A 19,535-nucleotide genomic window follows, 5' to 3' on the forward strand; every position below is an offset into this window, starting at 1 on the left:
ATATTTAAAATACCCTTCAGGTTTCCAAAACCTGAAGGGGCTTAATTATATCAAAAATTTAATATGAACAACCGCTTCAAATCCATAATTCTACAAAAAACAGGTGCATCATCTCTAGAAGAAAAAGAAGTGATTCAATCCCTTTGGAGTGGCTATGGTCAAATAATTCGGGTTGCATTAAAAGGGAGTTCCTTAAAATCTGTAGTGGTTAAAAATGTACAGTTGCCTCAGCAAAAAAATCATCCAAGAGGATGGAATTCTAATATTGGGCATCAAAGAAAACTAAAATCTTACCAAGTAGAAACTCATTGGTATAAAGAATATAGTACAAAAAGTAAAGCACGTTTACCAGAATGCTTTGCTATTGAACCACTAGAAAATGAGGTTTTGATAGTTTTAGAAGATTTAGATGAAGTTGGTTATTCTTTACGGAAACAAACCGTAAATTGGCAAGAAATTGAAGCTTGTTTAGAATGGTTGGCAAAATTTCATGCCAGTTATTTAGAGCAAAATCCAAAAGGACTTTGGCAAATAGGCACGTATTGGCATTTAGAAACAAGACCGCAAGAACTTGAGGTTTTAAATGATGTTGCATTAAAAAAAGCAGCTACTGCACTTGATCATAAATTAAATAATTGTAAGTACAAAACAATTGTACATGGAGATGCAAAATTGGCAAATTTTTGTTTTTCTAAGGATGGAAAAGTTGCTGGAGTCGATTTTCAATATGTAGGTGGTGGTTGTGGTATGAAAGATGTTGCGTATTTTGTAGGGAGTTGCTTGCAAGAAAAGGAGTGCGAACGTTTAGAATCTAAAATTTTAGACACTTATTTTAACCATTTGCACAAAGCACTAGGTAAAAGAAATATAGAATTAGAAAACGAATGGCGTGATTTATATTACGTAGCTTGGGCAGATTTTCATCGTTTTTTAAAAGGATGGAGTCCAGGTCATTGGAAAATAAATAGTTATAGCGAACGTGTTGCAAAACAAGTCATTAAAAACGTATAGATGGATTTACAAAACCTTACAGATATTGCCATAAAAGCAGCTTTAGCAGCAGGTAAAGTCATTCAGAAATATATGAATGAAGATTTTACCATTTTAGAAAATAAGACAGGTGATTCTATCGCTTCTCAAGTATTAACAGAAGTGGATTTAAAAAGTGAGAAAATTATTTTATCTCACCTTTTGCCTACTTGTAAAATCGATAACTTAGGGTTATTGTCTGAAGAACAAGAAGATGATAAAAGCCGTTTTAAAAAAGATTTTTTTTGGTGTATAGATCCTATTGATGGTACTTTGGCGTTTATAAAAAAACAAGCAGGTTTTTCGGTTTCTATTGCATTAATTTCTAAACAAGGTGTTCCACAAATTGGAGTGGTTTTTGATCCTACCACCAACAATTTATATTACGCCATAAAAGACAAAGGCGCCTTTAAAAATGGGCAACCTTGGCAGTTAGAAGCACCCAACAATTATTTAACTTATACTATCGAAAAAAAGGTATCAGATTTACCCGAAAAAGAAGAGTTTATAAAAGTCTTAAATCGCGAAAAAGAAAAGCTAAAATTAGATAATATCAAAGAGCATTTTGGTTCTGGTTCTGTTTTAAATGCAATTACTGTAGCAGAAAACAGACCTGCAATTATGTTTAAATTTCCTAAGGATGAAAAAGGAGGAGGTTCTTTTTGGGATTATGCTGCAACTGTGTGTATTTTTAATGAACTAGCTTTAGAGGCTAAAGATTTTTATGGAAACGTATTAGAGTTGAATAGTGAAAAAAGCACGTATATGAATGAGAAAGGGATTTTTTATCGATCATAAAAAAATATTTCTTTTTTAAGAAGCCATACTTTAATGAACAAGCATCCTTTAAAAATAGATAAAGTAACCAGTTTTCTTTAGATATCAACAGTTTACTGTATTATTGTAGAAATATTACACTCTTTATAATTGCCATATTTTAATTGCTCAACTCAATTATAGGTATAAAAACTTCAAATTTTGTATCTGTGTTTAAAATTTGTACTTTTTCATCAGACAATAGTTGGTAGCGAGCTCTTAAGTTTTTTAAACCAGTACCTAACGATTCTTGTTTGGTAATTACGTTAGATTTTGTGTTGGTAACAATCATCCAACCTTCATTAACTTGAATGCTAGTTTTAATTGGAGTTTTACCATCTGATTTATTATGTTTTGCTACATTTTCTAGTAGCGTTTGTAAGGCTCCTGTAGGAATAAATTTATCATCTAAAGAAATATTTTCATCAATTGAAAATTGGTAATCATTACCAAAGCGAGTTTGAATTAGAAAAATATAGTTTTTAGCAAGTTTAATTTCGTCTATCAATTCCATTACTTCAGCATCTTTTGTTTGAATTAAATACCTATAGATTAATGATAGTTTGTTAATGTACTCTTTGGCTTTTTCGGGGTTACTATCAATTAAACTATCTAAGGTGTTTAAATTATTAAATAAAAAATGAGGATCAATTTGAGACCGTAACAATTTTAATTCGTTTTCTTTTTGTTGTTCTTTTATTTTAGAAATTTGAGTTTGAGATTCGTAGAATTTCTTAGTTATTATTATTCCTAATATAAGACCAACAGAATCTGAGCCATTAAAAATAGCGTATAAGATTAAGTTACCAAGTTCAGGAAATTTACTCCAATCATTATTGCCAGTAGCAAAACCAACTACTCTTTCTATTACACCAATAGAAGTAATTACTAAGAGCCCAAATATTGCAAAAAGTATATAATTTTTTTTATGAATAAGAAACCTTGGAATAATAAAAAACACATAGATTAAAACACCTAAACAAGAGGTAATCACATACATGGGTATGTCTATTAAGTATTCTATTAATGTTGCATTCTGATCTAAATAATCAAACACATTTAGAGTTGCACTAATCAGATAAAAAATACCAAGAATTACATAATCAGATTTGTTAAGTTTTGTGTTCATCAAACAAATATATTAATTACTATCATTAATTCTGTTTTGTTCGTCTCTATTGGTGTTTCTACGTGATTTTTTCTTGCCAAATTTAGAGCCAAAACTATACACTAATCGTAATTGCACATTTTGTCTAGAGCCATTGCTCTCTACCCAAGCAGATCCATTTCCATAATCAATATTACCTACAAAACCTCTGTTTAGCATTTTATTGAAACCAAGATTTACTTTTAATTTATCGTCTAAAAACTTTTTACCAAAAGAAAAATCTAATTCAGCTAACCAATCTACTTCAATTTGTCCTTCTAAAGCCCCTGTACCATAATTTCCACTTACTTCTAAATTGATGTCCCAAGGCAATTGATAACTAGCTTGGATAAACCAAATTAAGTTCCATTTGCTTAAATTGATTTTAAAAGATTCGCCTAGATTATCGTTATCTAAAATAGTAGCTCCAAAATTATTATTATTTACGATAATTCCTGTATAACCGTCTAAACCTTTGGCAAAATTTACGGGTGCAAAAAACCTAAAGTTCCAGTTGTACAATTCATCAATGTTGGTTTCTTGCTGTCTTATTTGTGCAGACGAATTTGTTTGACTAATTACTTGAGAAATGGCATCATCAGTTTCGCTGTAACCAATGGTAAAAAATGGTTGCCCATCAAACGTTAAATTAAATTGATAATTATTGGTAAAAGCGGGTCTTAAAGTTGGGTTACCTTCACTTGCAGAAAACGGATCTAAAAATTGCTGAAAAGAATTTAAGCTACTGTAAGAGGGTCTTTGTATTCTATAACTATAAGATACACTTGCACCCAAAACATCTGTTAATTTTCGGCTAATTGATGCACTTGGAAATAATTTTTGGATCGGACGTTTTTGAACCTCTGTAATCGTTTCGTCATCTTTTATAAAGGTAGAAGTACCATCTGTGTTACTATCTTCGTAACGTAATCCACCAGAAAAAGACCATTTACCCAGTTTTGCATTTACTTTACCGTAAAAAGCTAAGATGGTTTCATCAATTACAAATCGGCTACTTTCATTTTCATCTTCAGTAAAATTATTATTTCTTTCAGAAAAAGCTTGTAAATCATTATCTGTATTTACATCAGCAAAACGAGTTCCTGCACTTAGTTTAAAATTGTCTGAGATTGTTTTGGTATAATCTGCTCTATAGGTTTTTATGTTGTACGTGCCATCTTGAATGTATTTTCTATCGATAAAATCTATAGTGCTGCCTGTAACGTCACTTAATATGTTGGTGTTGTCGTTTACAAAATCAATGTAATTAAAATCAATTAATAATTTGTCTGTGTCTGTTTTGTATTCGTAGTAAGGATTGATGTTAAAAGTGGTTCTTTGCCTATCAAAACTATTTTCAGAAAATAAAGTATTTCTAGTATTCTCATCAGAAATAATGGTTTCACTACTTGCTATTCTGTCAGAATCTCTGGTATTAATTTGCCCTCCAATTCCTATGGAATGGTTATCATTTATATAATAATCTAAGCTACCACCAAATCTAAAATTATCAGGATCGTAAGGTTCTCTAGTTGCTTGGTTGTATGTTTCTTCTCCAACTGTTCTTATCAAAAACAAATCCTCTCTCCAAGTGGGTTGAGAATACCCTGTACTCAATTGCCAATTTAATTTGTTTTTGTAGCTCGCGATTGAAAAACCAGAACCCCATTCAAAGCCTTGGTCTTCGCCAACCCAAGAATTTACACTTCCATAAGTACCAAGTTTTACATTTTTCTTTAAAATAATGTTGATGATAGCACCAGAACCAGAAGCTTCATATTCAGCACCCGGTTGCTCTACTACTTCAACTTTAGCAATATTATCTGCAGGAAAATCTCTCAAAAGCGTTTCTACATCCATATATTCAGTAGTTTTTCCGTTGATTAAAATTCGAACGCCACTGTTCCCAGCAATTGAAATTCCGTTATTGGTAACCAAAACACCAGGAATTTTTCGCATTACATCTTGTAAATTGGTATTAATCATTTCCGATTTTTCTAAATCTACAATTAATTTTTCTGCGGTTTGTTTAATAACTGGTCGTTTGCTTTTTACAACAACCTCATTTAAAGTTTGTGTTTCTTCTTTTAGAGTGATGTTGAATGTTTTGTTGACATCTAAGTTAAATTCAGAAATTTTGTAGGTTTCAAAACCTAACATCGAAATTTCTATTTTGTATTTTCCTGATGCAATTTTATCAAAGAAAAATGTTCCATTCTCATCAGAAACAGTGCCATTTGGTTTTGCTTCTGCACCTATTTTTAGCAATACAATATTTGCAAATGGTAAAGGTGCATTTTGCGCATCAACAATTTTTCCGTTGATATTGTTTTGTGCAAAAATAGATAGTGTACATAAAAGAATAAATAAAGTGGTGATTTTAGTTTTCATACGTTGTGTTTTACACTTCAAAATTGGTTGATTATTAGAAGATGTGAAATTGAAATCTGATGAATTGGGTTATTTTTCCGATAAACAGATATTCATTTTCTACAAACACTAGACGCTTAAAAAGTTCAAATAGTTTCCTGCAATAAAAAAATGCCTTGAAAATCAAAGCATTTTAAAGTGTAACGTATAAGATAGTCTATAAAAAAATCTCTCAAATTTAGTCTCTACTGCCTAAAACCTGCATTCCCCAATACAATAACATTGCTAAAGAACCCAAAGCAGCTACTAAGTAAGTTCTTGCAGCCCATTTTAAAGCATCTTTAGAGCCTTCAAATTCTTGCTGAGAAACCATATTTTTATTTTTAAGCCATGCTAAAGCTCTATTACTGGCATCATACTCTACAGGTAAAGTTATAAAACTAAATAAGGTTGCTAAAGCCATCATTGCCAAACCAGCAATAGCAATGTAAAAACCAATACCAGAAGCCCCAGAAGCAGCACCTAAAATTAGCCCTCCAATTACCAACCATTGAGAAAAATTAGAAGAAACACTAACAATGGGCACCAATTGAGATCGTAAAGTTAACCATTGATAGGCTTTTGCATGCTGAACAGCATGCCCCACTTCATGAGCAGCCACAGCAGCAGCAGCAGCATTTTGCTGGTTGTAAACAGCTTCACTTAAATTTACAGTTTTGTCTTTTGGGTTGTAATGGTCTGTTAATCTACCAGGAGTTGAAATTACTTTTACATCAAAAATACCATGATCAGCAAGCATTTTAGTGGCAATTTCTGCTCCACTCATTCCGTTTCTTAAGCTTATTTTAGAGTATTTTTTAAATTTTTGTTTCAATTGATTGCTTACTAACCAACTTACTAAAGAAATTGCACCAATCAATATATAGAACTGTAACATATTTATAAGGTTTTAAATTGTATATCGTTTTTGTTTGATAAATTTACAACATAAAGTATTCCAATTCCATTTTTAAGGAATCAAATCAACTAATGACATAATATAGTAGTCAAAAATTAATATTTTTTTAAGAATAGATGTCAAAATGGCAAAAAAACCAAACATATTAATTGTTTATACAGGAGGCACAATAGGCATGATTAAGGACTATAAAACAAATGCTTTAAAAGCATTCGATTTTAGTCAGATTATCAATAAAATTCCAGAATTAGAACAATTAAATTGTACAATACAAAGTATTTCTTTTGATAATCCTATAGATTCTTCAAATATGAATACGCTACATTACAAACAAATTGCAGAAACTATAGAGGTTAATTACAAATTATTCGACGGATTTGTAGTGCTTACAGGTTCTGATACCATGTCTTACATATCATCTACCATCAGTTTTATGTTTGAAAATTTACAAAAACCTGTAATTTTTACAGGTTCTCAGCTGCCTATAGGTGATTTAAGAACAGATGCTAAAGAAAATTTAATAACTTCTATAGAAATAGCCTGCGCTCAAGAAAATCAAAAACCAATTATTTCTGAAGTAGGTTTGTATTTTGAGTATAAATTGTATAGGGCAAATAGAACCTCAAAAATAAATGCAGAACAATTTGAAGCATTTAGTTCTTTAAATTACCCACCACTTGCAGAAAGTGGCGTACACTTAAATTTTAATCATTATTACATCAGCAAAGCAGCTACTTCAAAAGAGTTGGTGGTTAGAAAAGATTTGGTGAATGATGTTGTTATTTTAAAATTATTTCCAGGGATTACAAGCAAAACTGTGCAAAGTATTTTAAATATCGAAAATTTAAGAGGTGTTGTGCTAGAAACTTATGGAGCAGGTAATGCACCTAATGAAGATTGGTTTTTAAACTTATTAAAAATAGCCATTAAAAAAGGTATTAAAGTGGTAAATGTAACCCAATGTGAAGGGGGTAGTGTTGTGCAAGGTCATTATGAAACCAGTGTAGTCTTAAAAAAGATTGGTGTAATTAGCGGAAAAGATATTACTACAGAATCTGCAATAGCAAAATTAATGTATTTGCTGCATAAAAATCTTTCACAAAAAGATTTTATATTTTACTATGAAAAGTCTTTAAGAGGTGAGATTTCCGAGGCTTGAGCCAATAAATTGTAAAGATTTAAAGGAATCAGATTTTTTTTTACCTCAAAATGGTTAAAAAGCAACAAATAGCTAAAAAAAATTTTTTTATGCTTTACATTTTTTGTTACTTGGCAGTCTCTTAAAAAGGATTAAGAGAAATTCTGACCAAAAAAACATAAATAACATTTTTATTTCTTTTTTTGGAACGAAAATTTATATCTTTAACCCGTTAATAACTATTAAAATTAATTTATAACTAAGATGAAAAAAGTAGTAAATGTCTTATCTGTAACAGGATTTATGTTTTTTGGAGCTGTACAATCCTCTTTTGCACAAGAAGCTGCAGAAACTGAACAAACCTTTCACCAAATATTAAAGCAAAACTTTATAGATGGTGGACCAGGATTTATGGGAATTGTATTGGTAGCTTTAATTTTAGGATTAGCTATAGCTATTGAAAGAATTATTTATTTAAATATGGCTACAACTAATACTAAAAAATTATTAGCAAGTGTAGATGATGCCTTAAGTTCTGGTGGTGTAGAAGCTGCTAAAGAAGTTTGTAGAAATACAAAAGGACCTGTTGCATCTATTTTTTATCAAGGTTTAGATAGAGTGGATGAAGGTGTAGAAGAAGCAGAAAAAGCAGTAGTTTCTTATGGTGGAGTTCAAATGGGACAATTAGAGAAAAATGTTTCTTGGATTTCTTTATTTATTGCATTAGCACCAATGCTTGGTTTCATGGGTACAGTAATTGGTATGATTGGAGCCTTTAATGATATTGCTGTTGCAAATGATATTTCTCCAGCAGTAGTTGCAGGTGGTATTAAAGTAGCCTTATTAACAACCGTATTTGGTTTAATTGTGGCTATTATTCTTCAGATTTTTTACAATTACATCGTTGCAAAGATTGATAGTATTGTAAATAATATGGAAGATGCATCTATCTCATTGGTAGACTTATTAGTAAAGTATAAAAAATAATATTCAATATGAAAAGTAATAAAATTTTAAATATTGGAATTACTTTAATTGCGCTTATTGGTGGTATTCTTTTTATTAGAATATTTTCAGAAGATGCAGAGGTAATAGAAACCAATGTTGATGTACAAAATAGTTTGGTTAGCCCACTTATTTCATTTTCATTTTGGTTATTTATTGCTGGTGTTGTAATTACAATATTATTATCTCTTTGGAGTTTAATTAGAAATCCAGAGAACCTAAAGAAAACTTTAGGAGGTTTAGCAGTGTTAGCAGTCTTGTTATTTATTGCTTACTTCTTGTCAGACAGTGCAGTTGTGTATGATGCAAATGGACTTAATATTCTGCCAGGAGGTGAAGAGGGTTCGTCTGTAAATAGATGGGTTGGAGCAGGAATATGGTATAGTACTATACTATTAATTATTGCAGGTGCGTTTTTTATTGTAGATTTATTAAAAGGATTAGTTAAATCATAATATATGGCAAGAAGAGAAAATCCAGAAATTAACGCAGGTTCTATGGCAGACATTGCTTTTCTGTTATTAATTTTCTTCTTAGTAACTACTACCATGAATGTAGATTCAGGTGTCTCTAAGAAGTTGTCAGAAAAACCACCAGCAGATTATGTGCCACCTGTAATTAAAGAAAAAAATATTTTTGAGGTAAATATCAACAGAAATAATGAACTTCTTGTTGAAAATGAACCAATGCAAATTAAGGATATTAAAGATGCCGCGCTTAAGTTTATTGATAATGGTGGAGGTATTGGTAAGCCAGGAGAAGATGGTACACCAGGTAAAGCATGCGACTATTGTCAAGGTGAGAGAAGCGATAAATCTTCTGATCATCCAAATAAAGCTATTATCTCTGTACAAAGTGATAGAGGTACTGATTATGGTGTTTATATTGAAGTTCAGAACGAGTTATTGAGAGCATACAGTGAGCTAAGAAATAGACTTAGCAAACAACGTTATGGAGTATCTTTTGACGAATTAGAAGAGCAATATAAGGATGCCAAAAAAAGTGCAGATACCAAAAGATTATCTGAGCAATTGAAAGTAAAAGTTGAAGATATCAAAAAAGCATATCCTCAAATTATTTCAGATGCTGAGCCAACTTCCTAATTAATTAAATTTAAAACAAGAAACTATGTCTAAATTTAGAAAGAAGAAAAAGGAATACCTGCTGTAAATACAGCAGCCTTACCAGATATTGTTTTTATGTTACTATTTTTCTTTATGGTTACAACAACCATGAGAGAAACAAATTTAGTAATTGAAAACCCGAGGTTGCCAAGTGCAAGTGAAATTAAGAAGTTAGAAGATAAAAGTTTGGTAAGTACTATTTATGTAGGTAAATCTAAAGATCCTAACAGAGATGGTGTTGGGTACAACAAGATTCAGTTAAATGACAAAATTTCAACTGCAGATCAAGTACCAGCTTTTATTTTTAGTAAAAGAGATAAATTAGCTGAAGCATTACATCCTTTTATGACTACATCTATTAAGGCTGATAAAGAATCTAACGTAGGTACTATTATAGATATTAGATTGAAATTAAGAGATGTTAATGCCCTTAAAATCAATTATTCTTCTACTGCAGGATCAAAGAATTAGAATTAACAAAAATATAGTTCAAAAAAGGTTAACTTAGCGGTTAACCTTTTTTTATTTTAGTTATTTTTAAAAAACACCATTTTTAAAAAAGTATAAGAATAAGCATCAATTTTAAATGAAAAAAATAATTAACTTTCTATGGCTACTTTTTTTTGTTTCTAATTTTTTTGCTCAGAAAGATTCTTTACAAATTGGAGACAAGTATTCAGAAGACCAAATATATGCTTCTATTTCTTATGCTCAGCTATATGATCAGCCTTCTCCTATAACTAAAAGTGGTTTTTCTTATGCGTTTTCTACTGGTTTTATTAAAGATATTACTTTTAATAAACGTGGAAATATTGCAATAGCAATTGGTATTGGTTATGGGCTTGATTTTTTTAATCATGAGTTAAAAGTAGAAGAAAATAATGGAGTTTCTGTTTTTAGTCAAGGTCAAAGTTTGGCCTCTAATGTTTTTAAAACGCATAATCTCGAGTTTCCTTTAGAGTTAAGATGGAGAACATCAACAGCAAAGAGATACGACTTTTGGCGAATTTATGCAGGCGTTAAATTTTTGTACAATCTTTCTAATACATTTGAATTTGAAGAGAATTTGAATAGTATATCTTACAATAATGTAAGCAGCTATAACCCTTTTCAATACGGATTAACGCTTTCTGCAGGGTATGATGAATTTAATGTAAATTTCTATTACAGTTTAACACCGATTTTTAAGAATGCTTTTATTAATGGTGAAGAAATAAATTCTTCTATTTTAAAGTTTGGTTTAATTTTTTATATTCTATAATAGAAAATTGAGTAAAATAGGTGTAGCAAGTCCTATAAAAAAACCAATGTATATTTCTCTTGTAGTATGAGCTTTTAAGTGAAGCCTTGCACTTGCTAGCAAACCCGATAACAAAAAGATAATAATTATAACCAATAAATACGATTGGGAATAATTGTTACCTAAAATCATAAAAAATCCACCTGCAATACCTAAAGAAAGCAAATGAATACTAGCTTTTATGTAGAAAAAAAACAATCCATAAATTATTAATAACCCTGCAGAAGTTGCGTAGAAGAGTAATCCTAAATCTTTTAGGTTTGAGGCACTGTTCATCGTATTCCCCATCAAATAGAATAATATAATCATTAAAGCTATGGGTATTTTTCGCTCTCTAATACTCTCGGTCCTATAACTTTTAATTATTCTTAATTTTTTAAAAAGAATCAGAATCAACAGCGGAACTAAATAGGTAAAAATAAAAACAACGCTTAAAACAGTAAATTTTTGATGACTTAAATAGGTGTTTTTACTTATTAAAAAATACAACATAACACCAACTGTAGGAACTACAATTGGGTGTAAAATGGTTGATATGAATTTATGAAAACGCACTAAATTTCTTTACGTAATCTAGCTACAGGTAAATCTAATTGCTCTCTATATTTAGCAACAGTTCTTCTTGCTATTGGATAGCCTTTTTCTTTCAAAATTTTAGACAATTTATCATCAGTTAAAGGTTTCTTTTTATCTTCTTCTGCAATAACAGTCTCTAGTATTTTTTTAATTTCTTTGGTAGATACATCTTCTCCTTGATCATTTTTCATAGATTCTGAGAAAAATTCTTTTATCAATTTTGTACCATAAGGTGTAGAAACATATTTGCTATTAGCAACTCTAGAAACAGTAGAAACATCCATATTGATTTTATCTGCAATATCTTTTAAAATCATTGGTTTTAACTTGCGTTCATCACCAGTTAAAAAGTATTCGTACTGGTAGTGCATTATGGTGTTCATTGTAATTAAAAGTGTCTGTTGACGTTGTTTAATAGCGTCTATAAACCATTTTGCAGCATCTAATTTTTGTTTGATAAAAAACACTGCATCCTTTTGAGATTTACTTTTAGTTTTAGATTCTTGATAACCTTTTAGCATATTATTGTATTCTCTTGAAACGTGCAATTCTGGTGCGTTTCTTGAGTTCAAGGTTAAATCCAATTCCCCATCTGTAATTTTTATAGAAAAATCGGGTACTATTTGCTCTGCTATTTTATTGTTACCAGCATAAGAGCTACCAGGTTTTGGATTTAATTTTGAAATTTCTGTATTAACTGCTTTTAATTCATCTTCAGAAATACTGAATTTTTCTAATAGCTTCTTATAATGCTTCTTTACAAAATGATCAAAAGCGTCTTCTAATATATCAATGGTTAAGCTTCTAATCTTATTATTTTGTTTCGATTTTAGCTGAATAATTAAACATTCTTTAAGGTCTCTTGCGCCTACACCAATAGGATCTAAAGTATGAACTGCTTTTTTTAATACTGCAATTACTTTTTCTTCAGTAGTAAAAATATTGGCAGTAAAGGCTAGGTCATCTACTAAATCTATAATTTCTCTTCTAATATATCCGCTATCATCAATACTACCAACTAAAAATTCTGCTATAGCTTGTTCTTCTTCATCTAAACTATACGTGTTCAATTGATTTTTTAATGATTGATGAAAACTTGTACCTGCTGCATATGGCACGTTTTTTTCTTCATCATCAGAAGAGTAGTTATTTGCTTGAGTTTTATAGCTTGGTATTTCATCATCACTTAAATATTCATCAATATTTATATCTTCAGTATCTATTTTCTCTGTACCTGTATCATCATATTCATTAGATAAATCTTCGTCATAAGAATCAGATTCATCTTTACCTACATCTAATGCAGGATTTTCTTCAATTTCTTGCTTTAAGCGTTCTTCGAAAGCTTGTGTAGGCAATTGAATTAACTTCATCAACTGAATTTGCTGAGGAGATAATTTTTGGAGTAATTTGTATTGTAAACTTTGCTTTAGCATAGAAACAAATATAAGAAATCGATTAAAATAAAATCGCCATTCTTAAAGGAATGACAATTTGTAAATTAAGTTTTGTGTTATTTTTAGAACTCTGCATTTTGTGGGGTTCTTGGAAAAGGAATTACATCTCTAATATTATTCATTCCAGTTACAAATTGTACCAGTCTTTCAAAACCAAGACCAAAGCCAGAATGTACTGCAGTACCAAATTTACGTAAATCTAAATACCACCATAATTCTTCTTCTGGTATATCTAAAGCTTTCATTTTTTCTACCAATACTTCATAACGTTCTTCTCTTTGAGAACCACCAACAATTTCTCCAATTCCTGGAAAAAGTACATCCATAGCTCTTACGGTTTTTCCGTCATCATTTAAACGCATATAAAATGCTTTAATATTGGCAGGATAATCAAACAAAATTACTGGGCATTTAAAGTGTTTTTCAACTAAAAAACGTTCGTGTTCTGATTGTAAATCAGCTCCCCATTCATGAATAGGAAACTGGAATTTTTTCTTTTTATTTGGTTTAGAATTTCTTAAAATATCAATAGCTTCTGTATATGAAACACGTTTAAAATTATTGTCTACCACAAAATTTAATTTTTCAATTAAGCTCATTTCACTTCGCTGAGCTTGTGGTTTACTTTTTTCTTCTTGCGTTAAACGTTGGTCTAAAAAGGCCAAATCGTCTTTGCAATTTTCTAAAATATTGTTGATAACAGCTTTTATAAAATCTTCTGCTAAATCCATATTACCTGCCAAATCCATAAAGGCAACTTCTGGTTCAATCATCCAAAACTCTGCTAAATGACGTGTAGTATTAGAGTTTTCGGCTCTAAAAGTTGGTCCAAAAGTATAGGCTTTACCTAAAGACATGGCAAAGGTTTCTGCCTCTAATTGGCCAGAAACTGTTAAGTTGGTTTCTTTGCCAAAAAAATCTTTAGAATAATCAATTTTACCATCTTCAGTTATAGGGGCTTTATTATCTTCGAAACTAGTAACTCTAAACATTTCTCCTGCACCTTCTGCATCAGAACCTGTAATTATGGGTGTGTTTACATAGTTGAAACCATTTTCTTGAAAATATTTATGAACTGCAAAAGATAATTTAGAGCGCACACGCATTACAGCACTAAATGTATTGGTTCGCATACGTAAATGTGCATTTTCTCGTAAAAACTCAAAGCTGTGTTTTTTTGGTTGAATAGGGTATTCTTCTGGATTAGAATCGCCTAAAATTTCAATTTCAGAGACTTGAACTTCTACAGTTTGCCCTCTACCTTGGCTTTCTACAATGGTGCCTTTAACAGAAATCGCAGCTCCTGTAGTTATTCTTTTTAGTGTGTTTTCATCTGTGTTTTCAAAATCGATAACACATTGTATATTTTTAATAGTAGAACCATCATTTAAAGCAATAAAACGATTACTTCTAAAAGTTCTTACCCAGCCCTTTAGTTGTACTTCTTGTAAAAGTGCATTAGAATCTAAAATTTCTGCAACATTTTTCTCTGTCATGTTATATAATGTTTGATTTTCTCTAAAAATTTGCTAAAACGTAAAGATACTTTTTTTGATGTAAAGTTAAGAAGGGATTTGGTCTCGATTTTAAAATTGAGTAGAATAATTTATATTTGAGAATAATTACATTGCTATGAAAAATACCATCACAATTAAAAATATTTTTATACAGCTTAAAGCCGACTTAATAGGAAAAGATTCACACAGAGGAATAACTTTAACTTATGCCTGGATGGCCAATCAGTTTGGTCATATTTCTTTAGGTTTTATACCGTCTTTTTTAGTCTGTTATTTAACCAAGTGGAATGCTGTAACATCTGCAATTATTGTTTCTTTTTTTTGGCTGGGTTTCGAAATACTAAATTTTTTAGTGCCTTTAATGTATAAAAAATCAAAGTATGCTTTTAAACCAAAATGGTTAAATATAACTTTTGATACTTTTACAGATATATGTTTTTTTGCATTAGGCGCTTTTTTGTTTAGTCTTGTTTTTACAAAAAATGTGAATAAAACAGTAATTATAATCCTGTCTTTATTAGGTTTCTATTTAATTTTTGCTTCTAGATATTGGTTTTTGACCAAAATGTATCAGTTAAATGCAAAATATCCATTTCAGTTTCGATTAAGTCAGTGGAATTTAAAAATTAGCCCACAAAACATCAATATAATAAAGACGTATAAAAAATCTCAAAAAAAAGAAGGAAATCATCTTTTAATTTATGGTGATTTTGGGAGTGGTAAAACAAGTTTAGGTGTTGGTATTCTTAATGAATTGAGTATTAAAAATAATAGTTGTTTGTATAAAAATGGAATAAAAATGTTTAATGCTTTTTTTGATGAGCATCAACTAGGTAAGGATGAAATTTGGAATTGGAGAACGGCTGATTTTTTATTGATTGATGATATTAATCCTAGTAAACCGATACAAGAAGAATTAATTACACCAAAAAAAATGTTAAGCTTTATAGATATGTATCAACCTATACATAAGAATAACAGAAATACAATTAAAGAAAAAAATATAATTTGGATTTTGGGGAGTAAAATAAAATCATCTCACAGTAATGATTCTTGGAAAGATCTTTTATTAGAAATTGGTATAGCAGAAAATAAAATTTCTACCATTAATTTATCTGATAGCAGTGGTTTATAAGATGTGATTATCGTAAGCAAAACTAATTAAGTGGGGTAAACTTTTTACTTTAAAACGTTTATACATTGGTATGATTCTCTTTTCAATAGCAGATTGACTTACACACAATTTGTTTGCAATTTCTTTAAAAGCATAACCTTTGGCGGCTAATTGTAATGCTTCTTTTTCTTTTCTAGAAATTCCTAATTTATTAAATAATTGCGTATTTAAGCTATCTTCAAAGCCAGATTTTTCAGGGCCATATGCAGCATATTGCATAATATTACCTAATCGTCTAGAATGAATTCTTTCAGAAATGCCAATAACTTCTAAAATTGTTCCTTTATAAGATTTATAAATGCCTACTCTAGATAATAAAGGAATAATCTCACCACTTTTATGAATTTTTTCTACCTCTATAGTAAAACTATATTTATCTAAATCTTTGTTTTTTGTTTTTAAGAATTGTAAGGCTTTGTCATTTAATTCGTTAGAGAAATTAAAGTGTCTTTTAGAGGTGCAGCTTACTATTTTTAGTAGTGTAATTTCTTCATCTTTGTAGCCTAATAAATCTTCCCAACCATTAGCAAAAAGCATTCTATTTTTCTCAAAGGAATAAATATACACAGCTTGCCCAATAAATTGGGGTACTTTTTGCTTGTATTCTATATAGATGGGGTCATTAATATCAAAAGGAATATTAGAAACCCGATCTCTAGTATATTTTCCAAAATCCTCTTTCATAATACAATTATACTAAAAACTGCGTAATTACACAGTTGATTAATGTATAATTGTGTCATAAATTTGTAGTACTATTGAAAAAGAAAAATGTTACTAAGAAAATTGCTATGAAAAAGAATTTTAAATTTGGCATTAATAAAACTTTAGATTCCCTCAATTTATTGTTATAGAAACCTTTATCTAATTTTAATTTGATAAAGGTTTTTTATTGCTCAATTTTATCTTCGTTAGGAGGTATAATTTTAATTTTAGGTTCTTTAAATACCTTTTTATTCGCAATTTTCTTTTCGAAAGTTAATAATAATGATGGTAATAGCAATAAATTAGACACCATTGCCAACAATAATGTTATTGATACTAAGCCTCCTAGAGCTATTGTGCCTCCAAAGCTAGATAAGGTAAAGGTTAAAAAACCGAAAAATAATACGATAGAAGTATAAAACATACTTACCCCTGTTTCTCGTAAAGCTCCATATACAGAGGGTTTTATTTTCCAATTATTAGCAATCAATTCTTGCCTGTATTTTGCTAAAAAGTGTATGGTATCATCTACAGAAATACCAAAAGCAATACTAAAAACTAAAATTGTAGAAGGTTTAATTGGAATATCAAAAAAGCCCATTAAACTAGCAGTAATTAATAATGGAAGTATATTTGGTAGTAATGAAATTATAATCATTTGAGGCGATCTAAACATCCATGCCATAAATAAGGCAATTAAAACGATGGCCAATGACAAGGATACCACCAAATTGGTAATTAGATAATTTGTGCCTTTAATAAATACTAATGCTTTACCAGTAATAGAAATATCAAATTTTTCTGACGGAAACTCTTTAGCGATCACTGCTTTCAAGCGTTCTTGAATCACTTCCATTTTATCTGTACCAATATCTTTCATAAAGGTAGTTATTCTTGCATAACGTCCTGTAGAGTCTACAAAGTTTTTTAACATACCTGCATCACTATTGGTGTTTTTAGTATATGAAAAAATATAACTCTGTTCTTGACTTGATGGCAGTTGGTAATATTTAGGATTGCCTTTGTAAAAAGCTTGTTTAGAGTATTTTACTAAGTTTACAACAGATACAGGTTTAGATAGTTCTGGGAAAGATTCAATAGTTTCATTAATTTTATCCATCTTTTTTAAGGTAGATAATTTCATGACCCCTTTTTCTTTTTTAGTATCGATAAAAATTTCTAGAGGCATAATACCACCAAATTCTTTTTCAAAGAATTTAATGTCTTTATAAAAGCCCATACTTTTAGGCATATCTTCTATGAGTGTACCAGAAACTCTAATTTTATAAACACCAATAATACTTAAAACAATAATAATAACAGTTGCAAAATAAATGGTAATTCGTTGTTCTTTAACAGTCTTTTCCATCCAATCTACAACATTTTCAATCCACCTTCTTTCTAGGTGATTTAAATGTTTCTTTTTTGGCAATGGCATAAAACTGTAAATAATAGGAATAATTAATAATGCTAAAATGAAAATACTGATAATATTTACTGATGCTAAGATTCCGAATTCTCTTAATAAATTACTTTTTACAAAAACAAATGTGGCAAAACCAGATGCAGTTGTAATATTGGTCATTAAAGTGGCATTACCAATTTTAGAGATTACACGTTGTAGTGCTTTAGCTTGTTGCCCATGCTTTTTAATTTCTTGTTGATACTTATTAATTAAGAAAACAGCATTGGGTACCCCAATTACAATAATTAAAGGCGGAATTAATGCAGATAAAACTGTAATTTCATATCTAAACCAGCCAATAAAACCAAATGCCCAAGTAACACCAATCATTACCACTAATAGCGTAATAAATGTAGCCCTGAATGATCTGAAAAATAGAAAGAAAATAATTGCAGTAATTAACAAGGCACCACCTACAAAAATGCCAATTTCGTTTTGTATGTTTTGGGCATTTAATGTACGTATGTAAGGCATTCCAGAAACACGAACATCAAGCTTGTTTTCTTTTTCAAATTTTTCTATAATAGGAATTAAAGTGTTGAAAATAAAATCTCTACGAATAGGAGTGTTAATGATTTCCTTTTTTATGTAGATTGCAGTTTGTAATGTGCCAGTTTCTTTATTAAACAATAAATTATCGTAAAAAGGAAGTTTATCAAAAAGCTGTTTTTTAATAGCTAAAACTTCGTTACTTGTTTTAGGATTTTCTTTATATAAAGGTTCTAGAACAAATTTTCTTTTTTTTTGTCTGCCTTTAATTGTTGAATATCAGCAATTGAAATAGTAAAATCAATCTCTTCTAAATCATCAAACTGATCTACTAACTTGTTCCAAGCATTAAATTTTTGTGGGGTAAATACAGTAGAATCTTTTATGCCTAAAATTACCAGATTGCCCTCTTCACCAAAAACTTCTAAAAATTTATTGTATTCTAAATTGGCTTCGTGATTTTCTGGAAGCAAGTTGGCCTCTGTATAAGAAAACTTCATGTACTGCATTTGCGAAGCTAACAAACCTGTAATGATGGCAATACCCAATAAAACCAAGTAGCGGTTTCTTAAAATAATACCTGCGACTTTTGTCCAGAAATTCATTGAAAAAAATTTGCGCAAAGGTACGCAATTAGAAATAGAGCGCTAAAAAAAGAGGTGTTAAAAACACCTCTTCATTTTTTTACTGTATTATATAGTAAGAATTTCTTTCTCTTTAATAGCTAATTTTTCGTCAATTAGCTTGGTAAAATTATCAGTTAATTTTTGCACTTCACCTTCAGCAATTTTTAACATATCTTCAGAAATATCTAATTTCTTTAATTCGTTGTTGGCTTCTTTACGATCGTTTCTAACCCCAATTTTAGCTTCTTCAGCTTCTGCCTTTGCTTGTTTTGCTAAATTTATTCTTCGTTCTTCAGTTAAAGGTGGTACGTTTATCATAATAACATCACCATTATTCATTGGGTTAAAGCCTAAGTTGGCAATTTGTATAGCTTTTTCAATTTCTTGAAGCATATTTTTTTCCCAAGGTTGTATGCTTAAAGTTCTTGCATCTGGTGTATTTACGTTGGCAACCTGAGCTAAAGGCGTTTGAGAACCATAATAATCAACCATTACAGTACTTAACATAGCTGGTGTAGCTTTACCAGCTCTAATAGATTTTAACTCTTTTTCTAAATGAGCAATTGCGCCATTCATGGCTTCTTTAGCACTATCTAATACAAATTCAACTTCTTCGTTCATCTTTCTAAATTTAAAATT

Annotated in this window: 16 protein-coding genes and 2 pseudogenes; 9 read left to right on the forward strand and 9 right to left on the reverse strand. The window is 30.0% G+C overall.

Going from position 1 to position 19,535, the window contains the following annotated elements; translation table 11 throughout:
* Positions 1-63: 63 nt before the first annotated feature.
* On the forward strand, positions 64-1,011 hold the full coding sequence (locus tag SJY27_RS12780) for an oxidoreductase family protein (protein WP_397445246.1): 948 nt from the start codon (positions 64-66) through the stop codon (positions 1,009-1,011).
* Positions 1,012-1,827: a 3'(2'),5'-bisphosphate nucleotidase CysQ gene (locus SJY27_RS12785; RefSeq protein WP_397445247.1), complete on the forward strand. Its 816-nt coding sequence runs from the start codon at positions 1,012-1,014 to the stop codon at positions 1,825-1,827. It abuts the gene before it with no gap.
* 139 nt (positions 1,828-1,966) lie between these two features.
* Here SJY27_RS12785 and SJY27_RS12790 read toward each other — a convergent pair whose 3' ends face one another.
* From SJY27_RS12790 to SJY27_RS12800, 3 genes are all read right to left on the reverse strand, one after another.
* Entirely contained in the window at positions 1,967-2,974 is a 1,008-nt protein-coding gene (locus tag SJY27_RS12790; protein ID WP_397445248.1) for a sensor histidine kinase, read from the reverse strand.
* A 12-nt stretch (positions 2,975-2,986) separates the two neighbouring features.
* Complete coding sequence (locus SJY27_RS12795) at positions 2,987-5,383, reverse strand: outer membrane beta-barrel protein (protein ID WP_397445249.1); 2,397 nt, start codon at positions 5,381-5,383, stop codon at positions 2,987-2,989.
* Between the two features lie 217 nt (positions 5,384-5,600).
* Positions 5,601-6,299, reverse strand: a complete 699-nt coding sequence (locus tag SJY27_RS12800; RefSeq protein ID WP_397445250.1) for a zinc metallopeptidase — start codon at positions 6,297-6,299, stop codon at positions 5,601-5,603.
* Positions 6,300-6,444: 145 nt separating this feature from the next.
* Here SJY27_RS12800 and SJY27_RS12805 point away from each other — a divergent pair, with 145 nt between their 5' ends.
* The 6 genes and pseudogenes from SJY27_RS12805 to SJY27_RS12830 all read left to right on the forward strand — a co-directional run bounded on the left by SJY27_RS12805 (position 6,445) and on the right by SJY27_RS12830 (position 10,848).
* Positions 6,445-7,479 carry an asparaginase gene (locus tag SJY27_RS12805; RefSeq protein WP_397445251.1) on the forward strand — a complete coding sequence of 345 codons (1,035 nt, stop codon included), beginning with the start codon at positions 6,445-6,447 and terminating at the stop codon, positions 7,477-7,479.
* Between the two features lie 243 nt (positions 7,480-7,722).
* On the forward strand, positions 7,723-8,445 hold the full coding sequence (locus SJY27_RS12810; protein ID WP_397445252.1) for a MotA/TolQ/ExbB proton channel family protein: 723 nt from the start codon (positions 7,723-7,725) through the stop codon (positions 8,443-8,445).
* A gap of 8 nt (positions 8,446-8,453) precedes the next feature.
* Positions 8,454-8,918, forward strand: a complete 465-nt coding sequence (locus SJY27_RS12815; RefSeq protein ID WP_397445253.1) for a hypothetical protein — start codon at positions 8,454-8,456, stop codon at positions 8,916-8,918.
* A 3-nt stretch (positions 8,919-8,921) separates the two neighbouring features.
* Complete coding sequence (locus SJY27_RS12820) at positions 8,922-9,566, forward strand: ExbD/TolR family protein (RefSeq protein ID WP_397445254.1); 645 nt, start codon at positions 8,922-8,924, stop codon at positions 9,564-9,566.
* 25 nt (positions 9,567-9,591) lie between these two features.
* Positions 9,592-10,058, forward strand: a pseudogene (locus tag SJY27_RS12825) (ExbD/TolR family protein).
* Positions 10,059-10,173: 115 nt separating this feature from the next.
* Entirely contained in the window at positions 10,174-10,848 is a 675-nt protein-coding gene (locus SJY27_RS12830; RefSeq protein ID WP_397445255.1) for a porin family protein, read from the forward strand.
* Here SJY27_RS12830 and SJY27_RS12835 read toward each other — a convergent pair.
* From SJY27_RS12835 to asnS, 3 genes are all read right to left on the reverse strand, one after another.
* Entirely contained in the window at positions 10,843-11,442 is a 600-nt protein-coding gene (locus SJY27_RS12835; protein ID WP_397445256.1) for a hypothetical protein, read from the reverse strand. The genes SJY27_RS12830 and SJY27_RS12835 overlap by 6 nt on opposite strands.
* Positions 11,442-12,899 carry an RNA polymerase factor sigma-54 gene (rpoN, locus tag SJY27_RS12840; RefSeq protein ID WP_397445257.1) on the reverse strand — a complete coding sequence of 486 codons (1,458 nt, stop codon included), beginning with the start codon at positions 12,897-12,899 and terminating at the stop codon, positions 11,442-11,444. The genes SJY27_RS12835 and rpoN overlap by 1 nt, the downstream gene beginning before the upstream one ends.
* Positions 12,900-12,982: 83 nt before the next feature.
* The gene (gene asnS / locus SJY27_RS12845; protein ID WP_397445258.1) at positions 12,983-14,416 is read right to left on the reverse strand and encodes an asparagine--tRNA ligase; all 1,434 of its coding nucleotides are present in this window, start codon (positions 14,414-14,416) and stop codon (positions 12,983-12,985) included.
* 136 nt (positions 14,417-14,552) lie between these two features.
* Between asnS and SJY27_RS12850 the strand changes: the two genes are divergently transcribed.
* On the forward strand, positions 14,553-15,572 hold the full coding sequence (locus tag SJY27_RS12850; protein WP_397445259.1) for a hypothetical protein: 1,020 nt from the start codon (positions 14,553-14,555) through the stop codon (positions 15,570-15,572).
* Here the strand turns inward: SJY27_RS12850 and SJY27_RS12855 are convergent.
* The 3 genes and pseudogenes from SJY27_RS12855 to frr all read right to left on the reverse strand — a co-directional run bounded on the left by SJY27_RS12855 (position 15,567) and on the right by frr (position 19,517).
* Positions 15,567-16,295, reverse strand: coding sequence for a LuxR C-terminal-related transcriptional regulator (locus tag SJY27_RS12855; protein ID WP_397445260.1), 729 nt, complete (start codon positions 16,293-16,295; stop codon positions 15,567-15,569). The genes SJY27_RS12850 and SJY27_RS12855 overlap by 6 nt on opposite strands.
* Positions 16,296-16,500: 205 nt before the next feature.
* A pseudogene (locus SJY27_RS12860) lies at positions 16,501-18,875 on the reverse strand (RND family transporter).
* Positions 18,876-18,962: 87 nt separating this feature from the next.
* Complete coding sequence (frr, locus tag SJY27_RS12865; protein WP_397445261.1) at positions 18,963-19,517, reverse strand: ribosome recycling factor; 555 nt, start codon at positions 19,515-19,517, stop codon at positions 18,963-18,965.
* Between the last annotated feature and the right edge of the window lie 18 nt (positions 19,518-19,535).

The sequence above is a fragment of the Polaribacter sp. R77954 genome (assembly GCF_044595335.1).
Taxonomy (GTDB): domain Bacteria; phylum Bacteroidota; class Bacteroidia; order Flavobacteriales; family Flavobacteriaceae; genus Polaribacter.